The organism is Rufibacter ruber, assembly GCF_014138425.1.
Classification (GTDB): Bacteria; Bacteroidota; Bacteroidia; order Cytophagales; family Hymenobacteraceae; genus Nibribacter; species Nibribacter ruber_C.
Genome location: NZ_JACJIQ010000006.1, coordinates 245,138 through 263,067 on the forward strand (window position 1 = coordinate 245,138; position 17,930 = coordinate 263,067).

Below are 17,930 nucleotides of genomic sequence, written 5' to 3' on the forward strand. Positions count from 1 at the left end.
GAGTGCGTGAGAGGATTATTCCCGCCCCTTACCCCGCAAAGCCCCAGAGGCCACTTGACAGGTTATATTCTACGCTGGGCAGCTGTTCCCATGTGCGCGTTGTGTCTGGCCCACAGGTAATCCATGCACAGCCTTAGTAACCGCACCTATTTCATGCCTGAGAACAGCCCTCTCTGTGCAGCACAGTGTTTCCGGCAGATTATGTTCAGGTAGCAGCAGATGTACGTTTTGGGGCAGTTTTCAGGAAAACAGGTCTAAAACAGAAGCTCCTGCTGCACACCCAGGTTCAGGCGTTTGGGGGCAATCCTGACGGGGGGAACGGCGGGGGCAACCGCCAGGGGTACGGGCGTACCGGTTATCCGGTAGACCGGTGTCTCCTCAAACCGGGAAGCGACCACCACCTCCACCCCATCGGCGTGCGCCCAAAACAGCTCTTTCACCAGGTGGGGGCAGTTGTTGTCTTTGGAAAGGTGCGAGAGCAGCACGTGGCTCATGAAATCTGGCTTGTACCCGGTGAAGAGCGTGAGGGCCTGCCTGTTGGAGAGGTGCCCTTTCTCACCTTTGATGCGCTTTTTCAGGTGGTACGGGTAATAGCCGTTGTCCAGCAGGTCCTCGTCATAATTGGTTTCCAGAAAAGCCGCGTGGCAGCGCTGGAACTGCCGGATCACGTGGTCACAGGGCGTACCAATGTCTGTGAAGACTCCCACGTTCACCCCAGAGCTGCTCACCATGAAGCTGTGCGGGTCAGCGGCGTCATGCAATTTGGGGAAAGCGGTAACAGACAGGCTGCCCACCTGCACCGGGGCATAGGCCTCAAACGGCACCACCAGGTGCGGCTGCAGGTCCAGGCGGGAATTGCGCAGGGTGGGGTACGTGATGTACACCGGCAGCTGGTACCGTTTGGAGAGAACCTCCAGCCCCCTGATGTGGTCAGAGTGCTCATGGGAGATGAAGATGGCTTTCACCCGCTGCATTGACAGCCCCAGACGCGCCAGGCGCCGCTCGGTTTCGCGGCAGGATATGCCCACGTCTACCAGAACCGCCTCCTGCTCATTCCCCACGTAATAGCAGTTGCCATTACTCCCCGAGTTCAGTGATGTGATCATCAATTCGGTCATGCTGCAAAAATAACGAATTCAAACTGAGAAAGCGCTTCTGCGGGAGCAAATACTTGACGTTGAGCAGAAAACCGCCTGTGTGCGGCCAACCGGCAAGGGGGAAGGTGCGTACCTTAGAAAACAACTTCAGGAGAGACTACTATGGGTATCAAAGATATTGTCAACAAGGTAAAAGAAGAGGTGAAGGTGCTGCAGGGCGAAGCCTCCAAAGACAAGCTTTTCACCAATGAACAGGCGTATGCAGATGAGGCCACCGCCCAGCGGGAGTTCCTGCGGGGCAAACAGAAACTGTTTGACGTGAACGGTTGGTCTAAGCTGAACGGCATCAACTCTACCTTTGAGCTGTTCAATGCCAACGGCCAACGCCTGCAGGCCACCAAGCCGGAACTGGGGCACTTTATAAAAATCATTCTGCCGGCGTCTAACATTGCAAACTGGGTTGAGGTGGTAGACATCAAAGAAGAGGAGAACGCCGCCGAGTTCACGGTAAAACCCAGCTCTGAGCCGGTGGCCCAGCAACAGGGTGAAGCCGAGGTTAAGCACTTCTTCACCAGTGAAGCCAGCAGCACGTTCAGGGTGGAGCGCCAGGGCACCAAACTGATTGGCTACGAGATTGGCCAGAACGAAAAAATCAACAACCACAATGAGGAGGCCGGGGACCGCGCCGTGCTGAATACCATGGTGGCCGAAGGCGGCTGGGCTGGTTTCCAGGATGTGCAATGGAACCGCCTCACGGCGTACCTGGTACACCTGGAGGAGGCCGCATAACCTGCTCCCACTTTTCACCTTTTACCCCGCAGGTCTGTTTTGGGGCTGTTTTTCAGAAAACAGCCCCAAAACAGACCTGCGGGCATTTGCAGCAGGAGCAAAAGGCTGGGTTCGCGCTTGCTTCCCTTTGATTGTGCAGGCGAAACCGGGGAGCAAAAGGTTCTTCTTAAAGGTTTCTAGGGCAGCATAGCAGCGCTATGGCGGTAGGCAGCCGCCAGGCCAGGTTAGTTGGGGGGGCCGGTTGCAGCGCCAAAAAAATTTTAACCTGCTCTTAGATTTTGCATTGGAAGCTCAGCGGGGCAAGGGAAAGTACCGCCCCAGAGGTTCTGAGCCCGTTGCAGCATACCCAGGAGGCTAGGCAGGTTCTAGCCCTTGGCAGCACCAAGCATAACTTTCCAACCAGCTTTCACCTTTCCCGTGCTCCCCAGCTTCCCTCAGGGCTTTTCTTTCCCGCTTTTAAGATCTCCTTCCATCCGCTCTGCGGAAAACGGGGGCCTGCCCGTGTGCCCACCCCCTGCCCCGGCCCCGCCTGCGCCTCCCAGAACCATGCCGCCGGCCTCCGTATTTAAACCCAATGGCACCAGAGGCGTACCTAACACCATGTGTTTCTTAAACAGATGATATACCATGACAACTGAGTATACAAAAAATACCTCCCGTAAAGGGGTGGTGGTCATCACGGGCGCCTCTGCTGGTTTGGGCAGGTCCCTTGCCCGCGCATTTGCCAAAGACGGGTATGACGTGTCTTTGCTCGCCCGGGGGGTGGAGGGCCTGCAGGGGGCTCAGCGGGAGGTGGAGGCCATGGGCCGCCGGGCCATTTACTTTCCCGTAGATGTGGCTGACGCCGAAGCCGTGGAGAATGCCGCCGCCCAGACCGAGGAGCAGCTGGGCCCCATTGACGTCTGGGTCAACAACGCCATGAACAGCGTGTTCAGCCCCATCAAAAAAATGACCCCAGAAGATTACCGCAGGGTGACCGAGGTAACGTATCTGGGACAGGTCTACGGCACCCTTTCGGCGTTGAAACGCATGCTGCCGCGAGACAAAGGCAAGATCATTCTGGTGGGCTCAGCGCTGGCGTACCGCGGCATTCCGCTGCAGTCTGCGTATTGTGGGGCCAAGCATGCCATTCAGGGTTTCTTTGACTCTTTGGTCACTGAACTCATGCATGACAAGAGCAAAGTCACCGCCACCATGGTGCAGCTGCCCGCCATGAACACCACGCAGTTCGGGTTTGTGAAAAGCAGACTGCCCAACAAACCGCAACCCATGGGTAAGATCTACCAGCCCGAGGTGGCCGCCAAGGCCATTCTCTACGCCGCCACCCATGACCGCCGCGAGATCAATGTAGGCTACCCCACCGTGAAAGCCGTGGAAGGAAACAAAATTGCCCCCTGGTACGCAGATTACGTGCTGGCCCACAACGGCTATGAAGGCCAGCAAACAGATGAACCGGAAGACCCGAACCGCCGCAACAACCTCTACGAACCCATTCCGGGGGATCACGGGGCGCACGGGCCGTTTGGGGAGCAGTCCACTAATTTCAGTCCGCAGCTGTGGGCCACTCTGCACCGCAAGGAACTCCTTACTTCGGCCCTGGCCGTGGGCGGCCTTCTTTTGCTGGGCAGATGGCTGCGGTAACTTTTACCCAGAAAGGCACGGCCGCTTACGTTCTGTTTCCGGGCTGTTTTCTGAAAAACAGCCCAAAAACAGAAACCTCACCTTCTCCAGTAACTCCTAAGAACTTGATTAAACCGTGGTTTTGCAGGCGAAGGATAGCAGCGACAGGACGAAGGCATTATTGAGCAATTAGGCAGCGCTACAAGGTGGGCAAGAGGCCACCTCCGGTTCTATTAAAACGCGTTTTAACAGCCCTGCATATCGTTAAACCAGCTCATCAAGCAGAAGTGTTTCACAACTAACCCGTACACAGAAAACTATGGCAGAAAACGGTATTCCGCCGGGCTGGAGTTATAACCCGGCTACATGGGGGCAGCGCCTCCCCATCATCCTTTTGGCAGTGGTGGGCCTGGCTATCTCTATTTACCTGACCCTGTTCCAGCTGCACGTGCTCCCCACGGTGTGGGAGCCCTTCTTCGGGAACGGCAGCCGAAAGATCCTGACGTCCAGTGTCTCTAAAATCCTGCCTATCCCAGATGCCGCGCTGGGGGCCATAGGCTACTTTACAGATGCGCTGGCGGGGGTGATTGGCGGCACTAAGAGGTGGCGCACCATGCCCTGGATTGTGATTGTGTTCGGCCTGGCCGTGGGGCCGCTGGGCATGGTCAGTATTCTGCTGGTGATCCTGCAGCCGGTCATGTTTGACGCGTGGTGTACCTTGTGTCTGGCATCGGCGGTGATTTCCCTGGTGATGGTAGGCCCGGCCATGGATGAGATGCTGGCCAGCCTGCAGTACATGCGCCGCGTGAAAGACTCCGGCATTTCCCTCTGGAAGGCCTTCTGGGGGTACAAAAGCGTTCAAGGTAAAGTTATATAGCTATGTGGGCACAGATCATTAACGCACTGCTGGGGCTTTGGCTCATGACGGCCCCGGTTTTGCTGGACTCAGAAAAAAATGCCAGTAACAACGGCCATATTGTGGGGCCCATCATTGTCTCGTTTGCCGTGATTGCGTGGTGGGAGTCTACGCGGGTGGTTCGGTTGTACAACCTGCCGCTGGGGGTATGGCTGCTGCTGGCGCCGTGGGTATTGGGGTATGAAAACACCCTTTCTATTGTGAACAACCTGGCCGTGGGCGCCCTGGTCATTGCGTTCAGCCTGGTGCGGGGAAAGGTGCAGGAACAGTTTGGCGGCGGCTGGGGAGCGGTTTTCCGGTCAGACACGCCCCACGCCAGGGCCGCCCGCGAGAAGCCTCAGCTGTAGCACCTTTCTGCTTATAAGCGCTTGTTAACCGTATGATTGGGCAGGCCAAAACGGGGAGCGACAGGTTCTCCTCTGGCGTTTATGACCAATGTGGCCGCGCCAGGGTGCGGGGCAACCCCTAAGCCGGGTTCTTTTGCGGCCCGTTGGCAGCACAGAAGACAAAGGCAAACATGCTCTGAGCAGAGGGCTGTTTTTGAGCTGTTTTTCTGAAAACAGGCCAAAAACAGCCCTCTGCCCTATTGGTTCACCCCTCTGGTGGAAGATTTTCTGGGCACCAAAATCGGGTCCAGCACAATGCGCTCCGGGGTTTCCTGGTAGAAGTTCTTCTGGCCGCTGAGTTGCAGGAACAGCCGGGCGGTCTCCTCCCCCATTTTCACGGTCTGCTGGTCAACCGTAGACAGTGACGGGGTCACAAACGCGCCAAACGCTTCATTTGCGAACCCAATGATGCCTACCTTCTCCGGCACGGGCACTCCCCGCTCCTGCAGGGTTTGCAAGGCGCCCATGGCGGTGTAATCCTCTGCGGCGAAGATGGCATCAAAAGGAGTTTGCGTCTCCAGCAGCTGCTGCACCGTCTGCTGCCCCAGTTCCAGGGAAACCCGTCCTTTGAAGATGAGCTCCTCCCGCACCGGCAGGCCATGCTGCTTCAGCGCCTCTACATACCCGCGCAGGCGCTCCTTGAAAATGGTGAGGTGGAGGTCAGACATGATGTGCACAATGTTCTGGTAGCCCTGCTGAATCAAATGCTCAGTAGCGGCAAACCCGCCTTGAAAGTCATTGATTGTGACCGAAGGGATGGCCAGCTCCTGAATGGCGCGGTCAAAGAACAGCAGCGGCACCTGCCGTTTCCGGAGGCTGGCGTAAAACTCGGTCTGGTCCTTCTCTGCTGACACTGAAGCCAGTACGCCGTCTACCCGCGACTGCAGGAACGTGTTCACCCCCTTCTGCTCCTGCACCTGTGACTCACCCGTCTGGTAGAGCAGCACGCTGTAGCCGTTCTCATTCAGCACCCTCTCCATGCCGTGCACCACAGAACTGAAGAAGCTGGTGTCCAGGCTGGGCACGATAATGCCAATCACGTTGCTGCGCCCCGACCGCAGGGAACTGGCCAGCTTGTTCTGCTGGTAGTTCAGGCGCCTGGCGGTCTCCAGCACCGCCGCTTTGGTGGCCGCGCTAATGGCAGGGTGGTCGTTCAGCGCCCGGGCCACGGTAGAAAACGTCACCCCTAGTTCGGCCGCAATATCATGTATGGTGGTTTTCTTCACGGTCTTGCTTATGGTGCAAAAATAGGCGTAAGTTTTCCAGTTCCCTGCCTTCTAACGACATCAATTCCTGTTTTCATCCTGTTTTCTGAAAAACAGGCCGAAAACAGGAATCGTTACCCGCCTGTTGCTTCTGCCCTATATGATTTCAGGAAATATTTTTCACATTTACAAAATATGACTTGTACCGGACAAGCAGACTTGCCTTCTCGTCACCCACCTCTACTGCAACCGATTTCATCATTTACCGCATCCTTCTTGTTCCGCAGCAACAAATAGAGAATTAAGCATTTACAAGGGATTTTAAATTCATATTCGTTAAAAATCATGCTCAAAATCTTCAGAAATTTTCTATTCTCAAAATTTTCCCTTAAACTTATGCCAACGTTGGCATAAACCCTGGCCAAACCAGGCACCTCCGCACCTTGATTTGCACAGAAGTGGGAGTTCACTGGCACCGGTAGTAACATAAACAAACGCTCCTTATGCTCCTTTTAGGAATAGACGTAGGCACTTCTTCCATCAAAGCCTCAGTGGTAGATTCTGTCACTCAGAAAACCGTGGCTTCGGCGCAGTACCCTGACACAGAATCAAAGATTACCTCGCTGCAGCCGGGCTGGGCTGAGCAGTCGCCGGAGATGTGGTGGGAACATGTGCAGCAGGCCATCTTAAAGGTCAACGCCACGGGCAAGTATAATCCGCAGGAGATTGGGGCCATTGGCATTGCCTACCAGATGCACGGCTTGGTGGTGGTAGACAAAGACCAGCAGGTGCTGCGGGATTCTATCATCTGGTGTGACAGCCGCGCCGTGCCCTACGGGAACCAAGCTTTTGAAGCCATCGGCACAGAGAAAAGCCTTTCGCACCTGCTGAACTCCCCGGGGAATTTTACCGCCGCCAAACTGGCCTGGGTGAAAGAAAACGAGCCGGAAACCTACAGCAAAATCTACAAAATCATGCTGCCCGGCGATTTCATCGCCATGAAACTGACCGGCAGCATCACCACCAGCGCCTCTGCCCTCTCTGAAGGTATCTTCTGGGATTTCCAGAACAATGAGGTGTCACAGGACGTGCTGAATTACTTCGGCTTTAGCCCAGATTTAATTCCAGAGGTAAGGCCCTTGTTTTCCTCGCATGGGGAGGTAACCTCGGCCGTGGCCGAAAAACTGAACCTGAACCCAGGCATTCCGGTGGCCTATAAATCGGGGGACCAGCCCAACAACGCGCTGTCTTTGAACGTGCTCAACCCCGGTGAAGTGGCCGCTACGGCTGGGACCTCTGGGGTGATTTACGGCGTGAGCGACCAGTTGGTATATGACCCCCAGTCACGGGTGAACACGTTTGCACACGTGAACTATGCCCCAGACGCCAAGCGCGTGGGCGTACTCATGAACATCAACGGCACGGGCATCATGAACAGTTGGGTGAAGCAAAACCTGACGCACAACATGGGCTACCCGGAGATGAACGCCGCCGCCCAGAAAGTGGCCGTGGGCAGTGACGGGCTGCGCATCTTCCCCTTCGGGAACGGGGCCGAGCGTGTTTTTAACAATAGAATCATTGGCGCCCAGTTCCACCACCTCAACTTCAACCGGCACACCCAGGCGCACATCTTCCGGGCGGTGCAGGAGGGGATTGCCTTCACCTTCAGGTACGGGCTGGACATTATGCGCGAGAACGGAATGAACCCTAAAGTAATCAGGGCCGGTAAAGCGAATCTGTTCCTGAGCGACCTTTTCACAGAGGCTTTTGTCAACGCCACGCACGTGCCGGTAGAGCTGTACCAGAACGACGGCAGTGTGGGCGCGGCCCTGGGGGCGGGCATTGGGGCGGGCACGTTTACCAGTGCAGCAGAGGCTTTCCAGCAGTTTGAACGCCTGCGTGTGATTGAACCTACCAACCTTGAACCTTATGAGGCCGCGTACCAGGACTGGAAGGCCCTTTTACTCAAATCACTGAACAACTAACATTTAACACCTTTTTTATAGCAACATCATGGCAAATTTGACATTAGGAGACAAAGAGTATTTTAAAGGCATTGGCCAGATAAAGTTTGAAGGTCAGGAATCTGACAACCCGCTGGCGTACCGCTGGTATGATGAAAACCGCGTGGTGGGCGGCAAAACCCTGAAAGAGCACCTTAAATTCGCGGTGGCGTATTGGCACTCGTTCAACGCCAACGGTTCTGACCCGTTTGGAGGCCCTACCCTGAAATTTGCCTGGGATGAGAGCTCAGACGTGATTACCCGCGCCAAGGCGAAGATGGATGCCGCGTTTGAGTTCATCACCAAAATGAACCTGCCGTACTACTGCTTCCATGACGTAGACGTGGTGGACTATGGCAATGATATTGCCGAAAACGAGCGCCGCCTGCAGACCATGGTGGAATACGCGCAGCAGAAGCAAGCCGAAAGTGGCGTGAAACTCCTGTGGGGAACGGCCAATGTGTTCTCGCACAGCCGCTACATGAACGGTGCCTCTACCAACCCAGACTTCCATGTATTGACGCATGCTGCCGCGCAGGTGAAAGCGGCTTTAGATGCTACTATTGCCTTGAACGGTGAGAACTACGTGTTCTGGGGAGGCCGCGAAGGCTACATGACCCTGTTGAACACAGACATGAAACGGGAGCAGGAGCACTTTGCCAAATTCCTGCATACCGCCAAAGACTATGCCCGCCAGCAAGGCTTTAAAGGTACGTTCTTCATTGAGCCGAAACCCATGGAGCCCACCAAGCACCAGTATGACTATGACTGCGCTACCGTAATCGGGTTCCTGCGTCAGCATGACCTGCTAGGTGATTTCAAAATCAACATTGAGGTAAACCACGCCACGCTGGCCGGCCACACTTTCCAGCACGAATTACAAGTTGCCGCTGACGCCGGCGTGTTGGGCTCCATTGACGCCAACCGCGGTGACTACCAGAACGGCTGGGATACCGACCAATTCCCGAACAATCTGAACGAGCTCACCGAGGCCATGCTGGTGTTCTTAGAGGCCGGTGGCCTGCAAGGCGGTGGCGTGAACTTTGACGCTAAAATTAGAAGAAACTCCACTGACATGGAGGACCTGTTCTACGCCCACATTGGTGGCGCCGATAGCTTCGCCCGCGCGTTGATTACGGCAGATAACATACTGAACAACTCTGATTTCCGCAAGATCCGTCAGGAGCGGTACGCTTCTTATGACAGCGGCAAAGGCCAGGCGTTTGAGCAAGGAAAACTGTCTCTGGAAGACCTACGTGCTTTTGCAGTGGAAAACGGAGAGCCAGCCGTGAAGAGTGGACGCCAAGAGTATTTAGAGAACTTGATCAACCGTTTCATCTAAGGGGTAACCGCCCCTCAGAAAACTTTTACTCCCCAGCTATTTATGATACAGAACCAAAAAGCGAACGCAGGCCAGAACCTGCCTTACATTGCCGGAATTACCTTGATTGCCACCTTGGGTGGACTTCTGTTTGGGTATGACACTGCCGTGATCTCTGGTGCTGAGAAATCAGTGCAGGCGTTTTTGATCACAGGCCAGGGACTCAGTACGTGGGTGCACGGGGTCACCATCTCCAGTGCCTTGATTGGCTGTATCATAGGGGGCGCCATCTCCGGGGTTTTCTCCTCCAGGTTTGGCCGTAAAAAATCATTGATCATAGCCGCTGTCCTGTTCTTTATCTCAGCACTGGGATCTGGGTATCCTGAGTTCCTGTTCTTTGAGGAGGGCAAGGCCACCATGGGGCTGCTGTACATGTTCAATTTCTATCGCATCATTGGCGGGATTGGCGTGGGACTGGCCTCAGCGGTTTGCCCCGTCTACATTGGGGAGATTGCTCCGGCTAACCTTCGCGGGCGATTGGTTTCATTGAACCAGTTTGCCATCATCTTCGGAATGCTGGTGGTGTACTTCGTGAACTGGGGAATTGCCAAAGGGCAGACCTCTGAATGGCTCAACAACATTGGCTGGCGCTATATGTTCCTGTCAGAAGCCATTCCGGCGGGTCTGTTTGGCATTCTGCTGTTCTTCGTACCGGAGACACCCCGTTATTTCAGCATGGTGAACCGTGATCAGGAAGCCCTCAGGATCTTGACTAAACTGAACGGACCGTCTACGGCCCAGCACATTCTGGCTGATATTAAAAACACGGTGGAGCACCATTCCGGCAAACTGTTCTCTTACGGGAAAACGGTTATCATCATTGGTATTTTGCTCTCCGTATTCCAGCAGTTTGTGGGGATCAACGTGGCGTTGTACTACGCGCCCCGCATTTTTGAATCTATGGGTGCCGGGAAAGATGCCTCTATGCTGCAGACCGTGGTGATGGGGGTTGTAAACGTGCTTTTCACCGTCTTGGCCATTGTGACGGTAGACAAATGGGGGAGAAAACCGTTGCTGATGGTGGGTTCCGTGGGCATGGCCGTAGGTATGTTTGCCATCTCCGGTCTAGCTTATTATGAGATCATTGGCGTTAGCACCTTGGTGTTCATCATCATCTATACCGCTTCATTCATGATGTCCTGGGGACCTATCTGCTGGGTGTTGATTGCCGAGATTTTCCCAAACAAGATCAGGGGCAAAGCCGTAGCGGTGGCGGTGGCCGCGCAGTGGGCGGCCAACTATTTCATCTCGGCTACCTACCCGTCTATGATGGAATTCAGCGGCGCCTTCACGTATGGGTTCTACGGGTTGATGAGTGTGCTGTCTCTCCTGTTTGTTTGGAAGATGGTGCCGGAGACCAAAGGTAGAACTCTGGAGGAAATGGAAGCCCTCTGGGAAGGCAACCCTGCCGTGGCGAATGAGCCAATGGCGGCGAGAAGAGTTTAGAGTAGTTTTTTTCATGTATAGCGTTGGAAAGGCGGCTTCTGCAGGAGGCCGCCTTTTTTAGTTTTTAGGGAAAGGCTGTTTTGGGGTTGTTTTCTGAAAAACAGGTAGAAAACAGGTTTTTTATTGGCGCTACCTTACGTTTAAAGAATGTCATTTTTCATTGCTGCTGCTGCTGCTGTTTCCATGGACAGGCATAGGCTGTTGCTCCCCCTGCCGGGTTGCCGCTGAAAGGGGTAGTCTGCTGTTCCCTTGGCGGTGGCACTTGCTGCTGCTGGAATGCGTAGTCTGCTGCTCCCTTGGCGGTGCCGCTTGCTGCTGCTGTAATGCGTAGTCTGCTGTTCCCCTGGCTCTAGCGTTTGCTCCGGTGCGAAATCCCATTGCTGTTTCATCTTTTCCGGTAAGCGCTCACGGCCGCGGGGCCCCGTCCTGGCGGTGAGCACTGCTGTTAAAACTAGGCCCTCCGGCCTTGCCGCCGGAGCGGCACCGTATTAACAGAGGCGCTCACCGCCAGGACTGGTTTCTGTTCCTTTCCTGATCAGCTTCTCTGGCTCTATCTGCCTCTGCATGTAACCGTTGCTGTTCCGCTAGCCTGGGGCGAGCCCGTGCTGCGCACATCAGCCAGGGGCAGAAGTGCTAATTTAACTGAGGTGCCACCAGCAGAAGTGTTGATTGTTCATTGCTGCTTGTTTGCTTACTTATTGCTGCTTGCCTGCCGCTTTCTCTGGTTCAAGTTTCCAACTTGGACCTATAATGGCGGAAGCTTTAAGCTTCCATGAGGCGGCAGCCTCACATTACCTCTTACCTCTATGGCGCGGAAGTTACTTCCGTGCCTTCTAACGCTACCTGATACTCCCGCGCTGGCGCGGGCCTCCAGACGCGTGCCTACTGATGACGGGCCGTCTCTGGCTGCCCCCGCGGCACGGTAACGAAACCAGGCATTGTTCTTCATTTGTGCTGAATTGCCTAAAGAAAAAAGAAAGGACTCAGCACTCAGGACTCAAGACTCAGAACTCACTTTGATACTCCCCCTTTGAAGGGGGCGAAGGGGGATGTTGACACATGCCGGTCCACACATTGCTGATGTGCGTTCACATGGTGCCACATATAGTTGAGCCCTGCCTAGCATTGCGCACTTCCGGATTTTTAATCCGGAAGTGGTACACGGGGATTTGCAATCCCCACAGCGGCATGATTGATCTGCAGGGGCCTCGGATTGCAAATCCGCAGGTACTGTGTCCGGGATGGCAAATCTTAGAAAGCCGAGATCTACGCGTTCCTGAGTCCTGGCCCCTTACATTTGCCCCACGCATGCCAGATTACTCCACTCTTGGGAGGGGGAGAGGCGGGTCCCATACACCAGCCACCGTTGTACCGCCTGCTCAAAAGACCTCGCAGTGTCTTTCAGACCTGCGAGCGTCTGTGCCAGTTGTTTTGCCATTACCACTGCCCCGTCTCTCTCCCCATCCTGACCTTCTCCCGCAGTGAGAAGGAACACCGCTATACCGTTTCTGGGCTGCTTTCCGGAAAACACCCCAGAAACAGAATCTACGCCTGCCCCGCTGTACCGCCTGCGCAAGAGACCTCGCAGCGTCAGGAGGACCTGCGAGGGTTGTACCAATTTCTGTTTTTGGGCTACTTTTCCCAAAACAGCCCAAAAACAGAAGGCGTATGTGCAGATCAGGAATGAAAACCAAAACTTCCTTTCCTCCGAAAGGGATTTATCCCTAATTTCAGCCATTCACATAACCAACCATCCACGTGTATGCACATCAAGAGAGAGACCTTTGGCAAAACGAAAGACGGAATAGAGGTACAGCTGTACACCCTTCAGAATGAAAAGGGAATGCAGGTAAGCGTCACCAACTACGGGGCCATTGTCACCTCTGTGCTGGCACCGGACAAGGATGGTAAACTGGAAGATGTGGTATTGGGGTTTCCGTCTTTAGACGGATATACCAATGAGGCCTACCAGAAAAGCCATCCGTATTTTGGGGCAGTTGTCGGCCGGTACGGGAACCGTATTGCCAAGGGTAAGTTTGCCTTGAATGGCAAAGAATATTCTCTGGCCACCAACAACGCGCCCAACCACCTCCACGGCGGAAACATTGGGTTTGACCAGGTGGTTTGGGGCGTTGAAGAGCTGCCGGAGCAGAATGGCGTTCAATTCACCTACCTGAGCCCAGACGGCGAGGAGGGCTATCCGGGAACGCTGCTGGTTTCTGTCACCTATTCGCTTACCGAGGAGAATGAGCTGGTGTTGACCTACAAGGCCACAACAGACCAGGCCACCCCTGTCAACCTCACACACCACAGCTATTTCAACTTAACCGGTGAAGCAGAGGATATTCTGGGGCATGGACTCACGCTGAACGCTGACCAATACACGGTAGTGAATGATACGCTGATCCCAACGGGCGAACTCCGGAACGTGACCGGTACGCCGTTTGACTTTACCACAGCGCATTCCATTGGCGAGAGAATCAGCCAGGTGGAGGGCGGTGGCTATGACCACAACTTCGTCCTCAGGAAAACAGAGGGGGCATTGGCATTGGCGGCCACTGTAGTGGAACCCCAAAGCGGCCGCATCATGGAAGTCTTCACCACTGAACCTGGGGTGCAATTCTACTCCGGAAACTTTTTAGATGGAACTTTGACCGGGAAAAAGGGACAACCCATTACCAAGCGCATGGGCTTCTGCCTGGAAACCCAGCATTTCCCGGATTCGCCTAACCAGCCAACTTTTCCCAACACCGTTCTGGAGCCGGGGCAGGTATACCGGCAAACCACTGTCTACAAGTTCTCTGGCAAATAAAAAAAGCGGGCTCCATAAGAGCCCGCTTTTCCCTATATCCTAATCCTTCTCACGAAGATCTTGCAACGCCTGCCCTTTTAGTAGCGCAGGCGTTTCTATTTTAAGAAACCTTGCCCGCTTTTCTAGCCATCACCTTCTGCACAGCGTTGAGGATGTGCGCATCATCCAGCCCGTACTTTTTCATGAGCTGCGCTGGCGTGCCGCTCTCCCCAAAGGAGTCATTCACGGCTACATATTCCATAGGCACCGGCGTGTTCTTTACCAGCAGCTGCGCAATGCTGTCGCCCAGCCCACCCAGGCGGTTGTGCTCTTCGGCACTCACCACGCAACCCGTTTTGGCCACAGACTTAAGAACCGCCTCCTCATCCAGGGGTTTGATGGTGTGTAGGTTGATGATCTCCGCAGAAATGCCCATCGCTGCTAGCTTCTCCCCTGCCTTGATGGCCTCCCATACCAAATGGCCCGTCGCGAAAATGCTCACATCAGTACCCTCATTCACCATCCAGGCTTTGCCGATGACAAATTCCTGATCAGCAGGCGTAAACACCGGGAGCACCGGCCGCCCGAAGCGCAGGTACACAGGCCCGTGGTGCTCGGCAATGGCAATGGTGGCGGCTTTGGTCTGGTTGTAGTCACACGGGTTAATCACCGTCATGCCGGGCAGCATCTTCATCATGCCAATGTCTTCCAGAATCTGGTGCGTGGCTCCATCTTCGCCCAACGTTAAACCGGCGTGCGAGGCGCAGATTTTCACGTTCTTGTCTGAGTAGGCGATAGACTGCCTGATCTGGTCATACACCCGGCCAGTGGAGAAGTTGGCGAAGGTGCCCGTAAACGGAATTTTACCACCAATGGTCATACCGGCGGCAATGCCCATCATGTTGGCCTCGGCAATGCCCACCTGCACAAAGCGCTCGGGGAATTCTTTGATGAAGTCCCCCATCTTCAGCGATCCCACCAGGTCGGCGCAGAGGGCTACCACGTCTTTGTTTCTTCTGCCGGCTTCTACCAGCCCCGCCCCGAAACCCGAGCGGGTGTCTTTTGATTCTTTATAGGTATATTTTTTCATTTCTTTTTGAATTTTCTTTTAGGGCAGCAGCCATCAACCAGCTGCATTCATTTTCCGTTTTTGGCCTGTTTTTCTCAAAACAGCCCAAAAACGCAATACTTGATTTAAAATGACTATTAAGCTACTGCGTCACATTTAGAGATTCTCCCCTTGAGGGGAGAATTTACTAAACTGCTCCTCTCCTGCATTACTTCTTTTCACCCACTGCCGCCTCAAACGGTGAGGCCGGAAGCCCTTCCTGGTTGTACAAATTGGCTCCCTCAGGGTTATCTGCCCACGCGTAGCGCACCTTCACGGGCTTCTCCACGGCATCATTCCAAACCGTCACCTTCTTTCCTTTAACTTCGGCCTTGGCCCACACAAAGTTGTGATCTGAACCCGCAATGGCGAAGTAACTCAACGGTTTCCCGTCTTTAGAAACAAGGCCGCTGCCGGTGTTGGTGAACGTGAGGACGAGCTTGTCTCGCTTTCGTTTCATGCACTTGAGAAGTGGCCCGGTGGCTACTACGTTCTTATCCCCGTAGGCCACCCGCTGCGCCACCAGCGCCAACCGGTGCCCCACGGTCTGCTTGTCAAGCGGGTGAATGTCATTGGCCTCGCCTGCGTCAATGGCCACGGCCATGCCCGTGTTAGGCACCGCCAGTGTCTCCAGTTGCGCCTGCCGCATAGCGGCCCAGTTACTTTCCTGTGGGGTGGTTTTGGGTGCCATGAAATTGGGAAGCTGCACCAGCAGAAAAGGGAAGTTGCCCTGGTTCCACTGGGCGCGCCAGTTTATGATCAGAAATTTCATCAAGGCGGCATAGTCCCCGGGTCTGCCCGCGTTAGATTCGCCTTGGTACCACAACACACCTTTGAGGGAGTAGTTGGTGAGCGGTGCAATCATGGCATTGTATAGGCCAGTCGGTTTCCAGCGGATGACGGTAGACCCAGGCAGAGGATCCATTTTAGCACCCAATCTGTACTTCCAAGGCCCAGTTAAATCAATTTGTTCTTCCCCTGCCAGAATGTAGTACGGCTTGTTGGGCACAAAACCGCCCCTGCCCCCTGAATTAATCACCCGCACCGTGACCACGTTTTTGCCCTCCTTTAGAAGGTTAGCGGGAATTTTGTAGCGCCGCGGCGGATATTGGTAACTGGTGGTGCCTACAAACTGGCCGTTGATGAACACTGAGTCAGCGTCTACAATGGTGCCCAGAAGAATTTCGGCGGACTTGCCAGCCAGAGACGCGGGTATTTGCACTTCTCTTCTGAACCATACTACCCCGTTTACATTTCCCAATTCGCCGTCTGCCCAAAAGCCAGGCAGGTTCATGGTTTTCCAGTCAGCGTCATTCAGGGTGGCGCTTCGCCAGTTGTTTTTGAGGCCTTCGTCAGTCTGGTTCAGGCGAGCGTACCAGCTGTTCAGCACGTCACGGTCCTTCTCCTCTATCTGTTTGATGAAGTTCTGGTCTTTGTATTGCTGGGCCTCCTGGTACGCCGCGGGAAACGGTTTTAAAGCGTTTTCACTCATCCAGGCCTCAGCGGGAGAGCCACCCAATGCGGCATTGATCAAGCCAATGGGGACCTGGTACTTCTGATGCAAGTCTCTGGCAAAGAAGAACCCCACCGCCGAAAACTTCAGAATGTTCTGGGTGGTAGCGGGCAGCCATTGTCCCCCCCTCACCTCCTTTCTGGGCCCCTGGAAATCATACACGTCCGGCACTTCAAACTGTCTGACCTGCGGCAGGTTCACCTGTTGCACCACCTCAGGGTATTTGTACTTCACCCTGTCCATGGTGAGTTCTATGTTAGACTGGCCGCTGCAGAGCCAGACGTCACCGAACAGGACATCGCGCACCGCTACTTGATTTTCGCCTTGAAAGTGCAGTTCATGGGGCCCGCCCGCTGGTTGCGCAGGAAGCATTATCATCCAGTTTCCCTCCTGGTCAGCGGTGGCGGTGTACTGTTTCCCAGCAAAGGTCAGGGTCACTTTCTCCTTCGGCGAAGCCCAGCCCCACAATTTGAGGGGCGTGTCCCGCTGCAGCACCATGCCGTCACTGATAAGCCTTGGCAGTGTGATGTTGCAAAAAGCAGTGGTTGCACTTAACAGAAGCACCGCCAACAGGAGCAGCCTTTCTTTGAAACTGGGACTAATGCGTTTGTTTACGTTGAGCACAGGCGAAACTCTTTTGTAATTTGTTCAACATGGTTTCCTAGCTGCATATCCTGTTTTGGGCCTGATTTCTGAAAAACAGGCCCAAAACAGAAACGCAGTTTAGTAATCTTGCAGGTTGCAAGCCAACTGATCCAGCGCCAGTTGCAACTGCTCGTCATTGGGGGCCACGCCGTGCCATTTGTGCGAGCCCATCATGAAGTCAACGCCGTGGCCCATGTTGGTCTGCATCAGGATCATGATGGGTTTGCCTTTGAACGCTTTAGCCTTGGCCAGCTCCAGCACCCGAATAACGTCTGTGAGATCGTTGCCGTTCATCTCCAGTACCTCCCAGCCGAAGGCTTCCCACTTGGCTCTGAGGTTCCCCAAGGCCAGCACTTTCTCGGTGGGGCCGTCAATCTGCTGGCCGTTCACGTCTATGGTGGAAATGAGGTTGTCTACGTGGTGGTGCGGGGCGAAGAGCGCCGCCTCCCAGATCTGCCCTTCCTGCAGCTCGCCATCGCCGTGCAGGGAGAAGACCAAGCCCGTGTCACCGTTCAGTTTCTTGGTCAACGCCGCCCCAATGGCCACCGACATGCCCTGCCCCAAAGAACCGGAGGCGATGCGCACTCCGGGCAGGCCTTCATGGGTAGTTGGGTGTCTCTGCAGGCGGGAATCCAGCTTACGGAAGGACTTGAGTTTGCTCACGTCAAAGTACCCTGAGCGCGCCAGCACGCTGTACCAAACGGGCGAGATGTGGCCGTTGGAGAGGAAGAACAGGTCTTCGCCCTCGCCGTTCATGTTGAAGTCTCTGCTGTGGTGCATGATTCTGAAGTAGAGCGCCACAAAATAATCTGTGCAGCCCAGGGAGCCCCCCGGGTGCCCTGACTGACAGCCGTGCACCATGCGCACAATGTCACGCCGCACCTGCTTGGCCACGTGCTCCAGTTCTTCTATGCTTTGTTGTTCCATTTTGCAATGAGTGAAGGAGTGAATGGGTGATTAGGTGAATGAGAGAAAGAGTGGGTGAGAGAATGAGTGAGTGAGAGAAGGAGTGAATATGAGTGAGGGAATA

The 17,930-nt window shown here is 54.7% G+C and carries 13 protein-coding genes; 8 read left to right on the top strand and 5 right to left on the bottom strand.

The window, feature by feature from the left end; all coding sequences use genetic code 11:
• Positions 1 to 254: 254 nt before the first annotated feature.
• Complete coding sequence (locus tag FHS90_RS09250) at positions 255 to 1,118, bottom strand: MBL fold metallo-hydrolase (RefSeq protein ID WP_182512830.1); 864 nt, start codon at positions 1,116 to 1,118, stop codon at positions 255 to 257.
• 141 nt (positions 1,119 to 1,259) lie between these two features.
• On the opposite strand from FHS90_RS09250, the gene FHS90_RS09255 reads away from it, so the two are divergent.
• The 4 genes from FHS90_RS09255 (at position 1,260) to FHS90_RS09270 (ending at position 4,769) form a co-directional block, all read left to right on the top strand.
• Positions 1,260 to 1,886, top strand: a complete 627-nt coding sequence (locus tag FHS90_RS09255) for a hypothetical protein (RefSeq protein ID WP_182512831.1) — start codon at positions 1,260 to 1,262, stop codon at positions 1,884 to 1,886.
• Between the two features lie 627 nt (positions 1,887 to 2,513).
• Positions 2,514 to 3,527 carry an SDR family oxidoreductase gene (locus tag FHS90_RS09260; protein ID WP_066839694.1) on the top strand — a complete coding sequence of 338 codons (1,014 nt, stop codon included), beginning with the start codon at positions 2,514 to 2,516 and terminating at the stop codon, positions 3,525 to 3,527.
• Positions 3,528 to 3,825: 298 nt separating this feature from the next.
• Positions 3,826 to 4,383 carry a vitamin K epoxide reductase family protein gene (locus FHS90_RS09265; protein ID WP_066839696.1) on the top strand — a complete coding sequence of 186 codons (558 nt, stop codon included), beginning with the start codon at positions 3,826 to 3,828 and terminating at the stop codon, positions 4,381 to 4,383.
• Between the two features lie 2 nt (positions 4,384 to 4,385).
• Positions 4,386 to 4,769 carry an SPW repeat protein gene (locus FHS90_RS09270; RefSeq protein ID WP_182512832.1) on the top strand — a complete coding sequence of 128 codons (384 nt, stop codon included), beginning with the start codon at positions 4,386 to 4,388 and terminating at the stop codon, positions 4,767 to 4,769.
• A 236-nt stretch (positions 4,770 to 5,005) separates the two neighbouring features.
• Here the strand turns inward: FHS90_RS09270 and FHS90_RS09275 are convergent, their stop codons facing one another.
• Positions 5,006 to 6,034: a LacI family DNA-binding transcriptional regulator gene (locus tag FHS90_RS09275; RefSeq protein ID WP_066839700.1), complete on the bottom strand. Its 1,029-nt coding sequence runs from the start codon at positions 6,032 to 6,034 to the stop codon at positions 5,006 to 5,008.
• A 482-nt stretch (positions 6,035 to 6,516) separates the two neighbouring features.
• Between FHS90_RS09275 and FHS90_RS09280 the strand changes: the two genes are divergently transcribed.
• The 4 genes from FHS90_RS09280 to FHS90_RS09295 all read left to right on the top strand — a co-directional run bounded on the left by FHS90_RS09280 (position 6,517) and on the right by FHS90_RS09295 (position 13,655).
• A complete protein-coding gene (locus tag FHS90_RS09280) occupies positions 6,517 to 7,998 on the top strand; it encodes a xylulokinase (protein WP_182512833.1) in 1,482 nt (493 codons plus the stop codon).
• A 28-nt stretch (positions 7,999 to 8,026) separates the two neighbouring features.
• Entirely contained in the window at positions 8,027 to 9,358 is a 1,332-nt protein-coding gene (xylA, locus tag FHS90_RS09285; protein ID WP_182512834.1) for a xylose isomerase, read from the top strand.
• 42 nt (positions 9,359 to 9,400) lie between these two features.
• Positions 9,401 to 10,843 (top strand): D-xylose transporter XylE, encoded by a 1,443-nt coding sequence (xylE, locus tag FHS90_RS09290; protein ID WP_182512835.1) that lies wholly within the window; start codon positions 9,401 to 9,403, stop codon positions 10,841 to 10,843.
• A gap of 1,762 nt (positions 10,844 to 12,605) precedes the next feature.
• Positions 12,606 to 13,655, top strand: coding sequence for an aldose epimerase family protein (locus FHS90_RS09295; RefSeq protein ID WP_182512836.1), 1,050 nt, complete (start codon positions 12,606 to 12,608; stop codon positions 13,653 to 13,655).
• A gap of 100 nt (positions 13,656 to 13,755) precedes the next feature.
• On the opposite strand, the gene FHS90_RS09300 is transcribed toward FHS90_RS09295, so the two are convergent.
• The 3 genes from FHS90_RS09300 to FHS90_RS09310 all read right to left on the bottom strand — a co-directional run bounded on the left by FHS90_RS09300 (position 13,756) and on the right by FHS90_RS09310 (position 17,827).
• The gene (locus FHS90_RS09300) at positions 13,756 to 14,724 is read right to left on the bottom strand and encodes a transketolase family protein (protein ID WP_182512837.1); all 969 of its coding nucleotides are present in this window, start codon (positions 14,722 to 14,724) and stop codon (positions 13,756 to 13,758) included.
• Between the two features lie 187 nt (positions 14,725 to 14,911).
• Positions 14,912 to 16,879, bottom strand: a complete 1,968-nt coding sequence (locus tag FHS90_RS09305; RefSeq protein ID WP_343049642.1) for a sialate O-acetylesterase — start codon at positions 16,877 to 16,879, stop codon at positions 14,912 to 14,914.
• 99 nt (positions 16,880 to 16,978) lie between these two features.
• A complete protein-coding gene (locus tag FHS90_RS09310; RefSeq protein ID WP_182512838.1) occupies positions 16,979 to 17,827 on the bottom strand; it encodes a transketolase in 849 nt (282 codons plus the stop codon).
• Positions 17,828 to 17,930 lie beyond the last annotated feature (103 nt).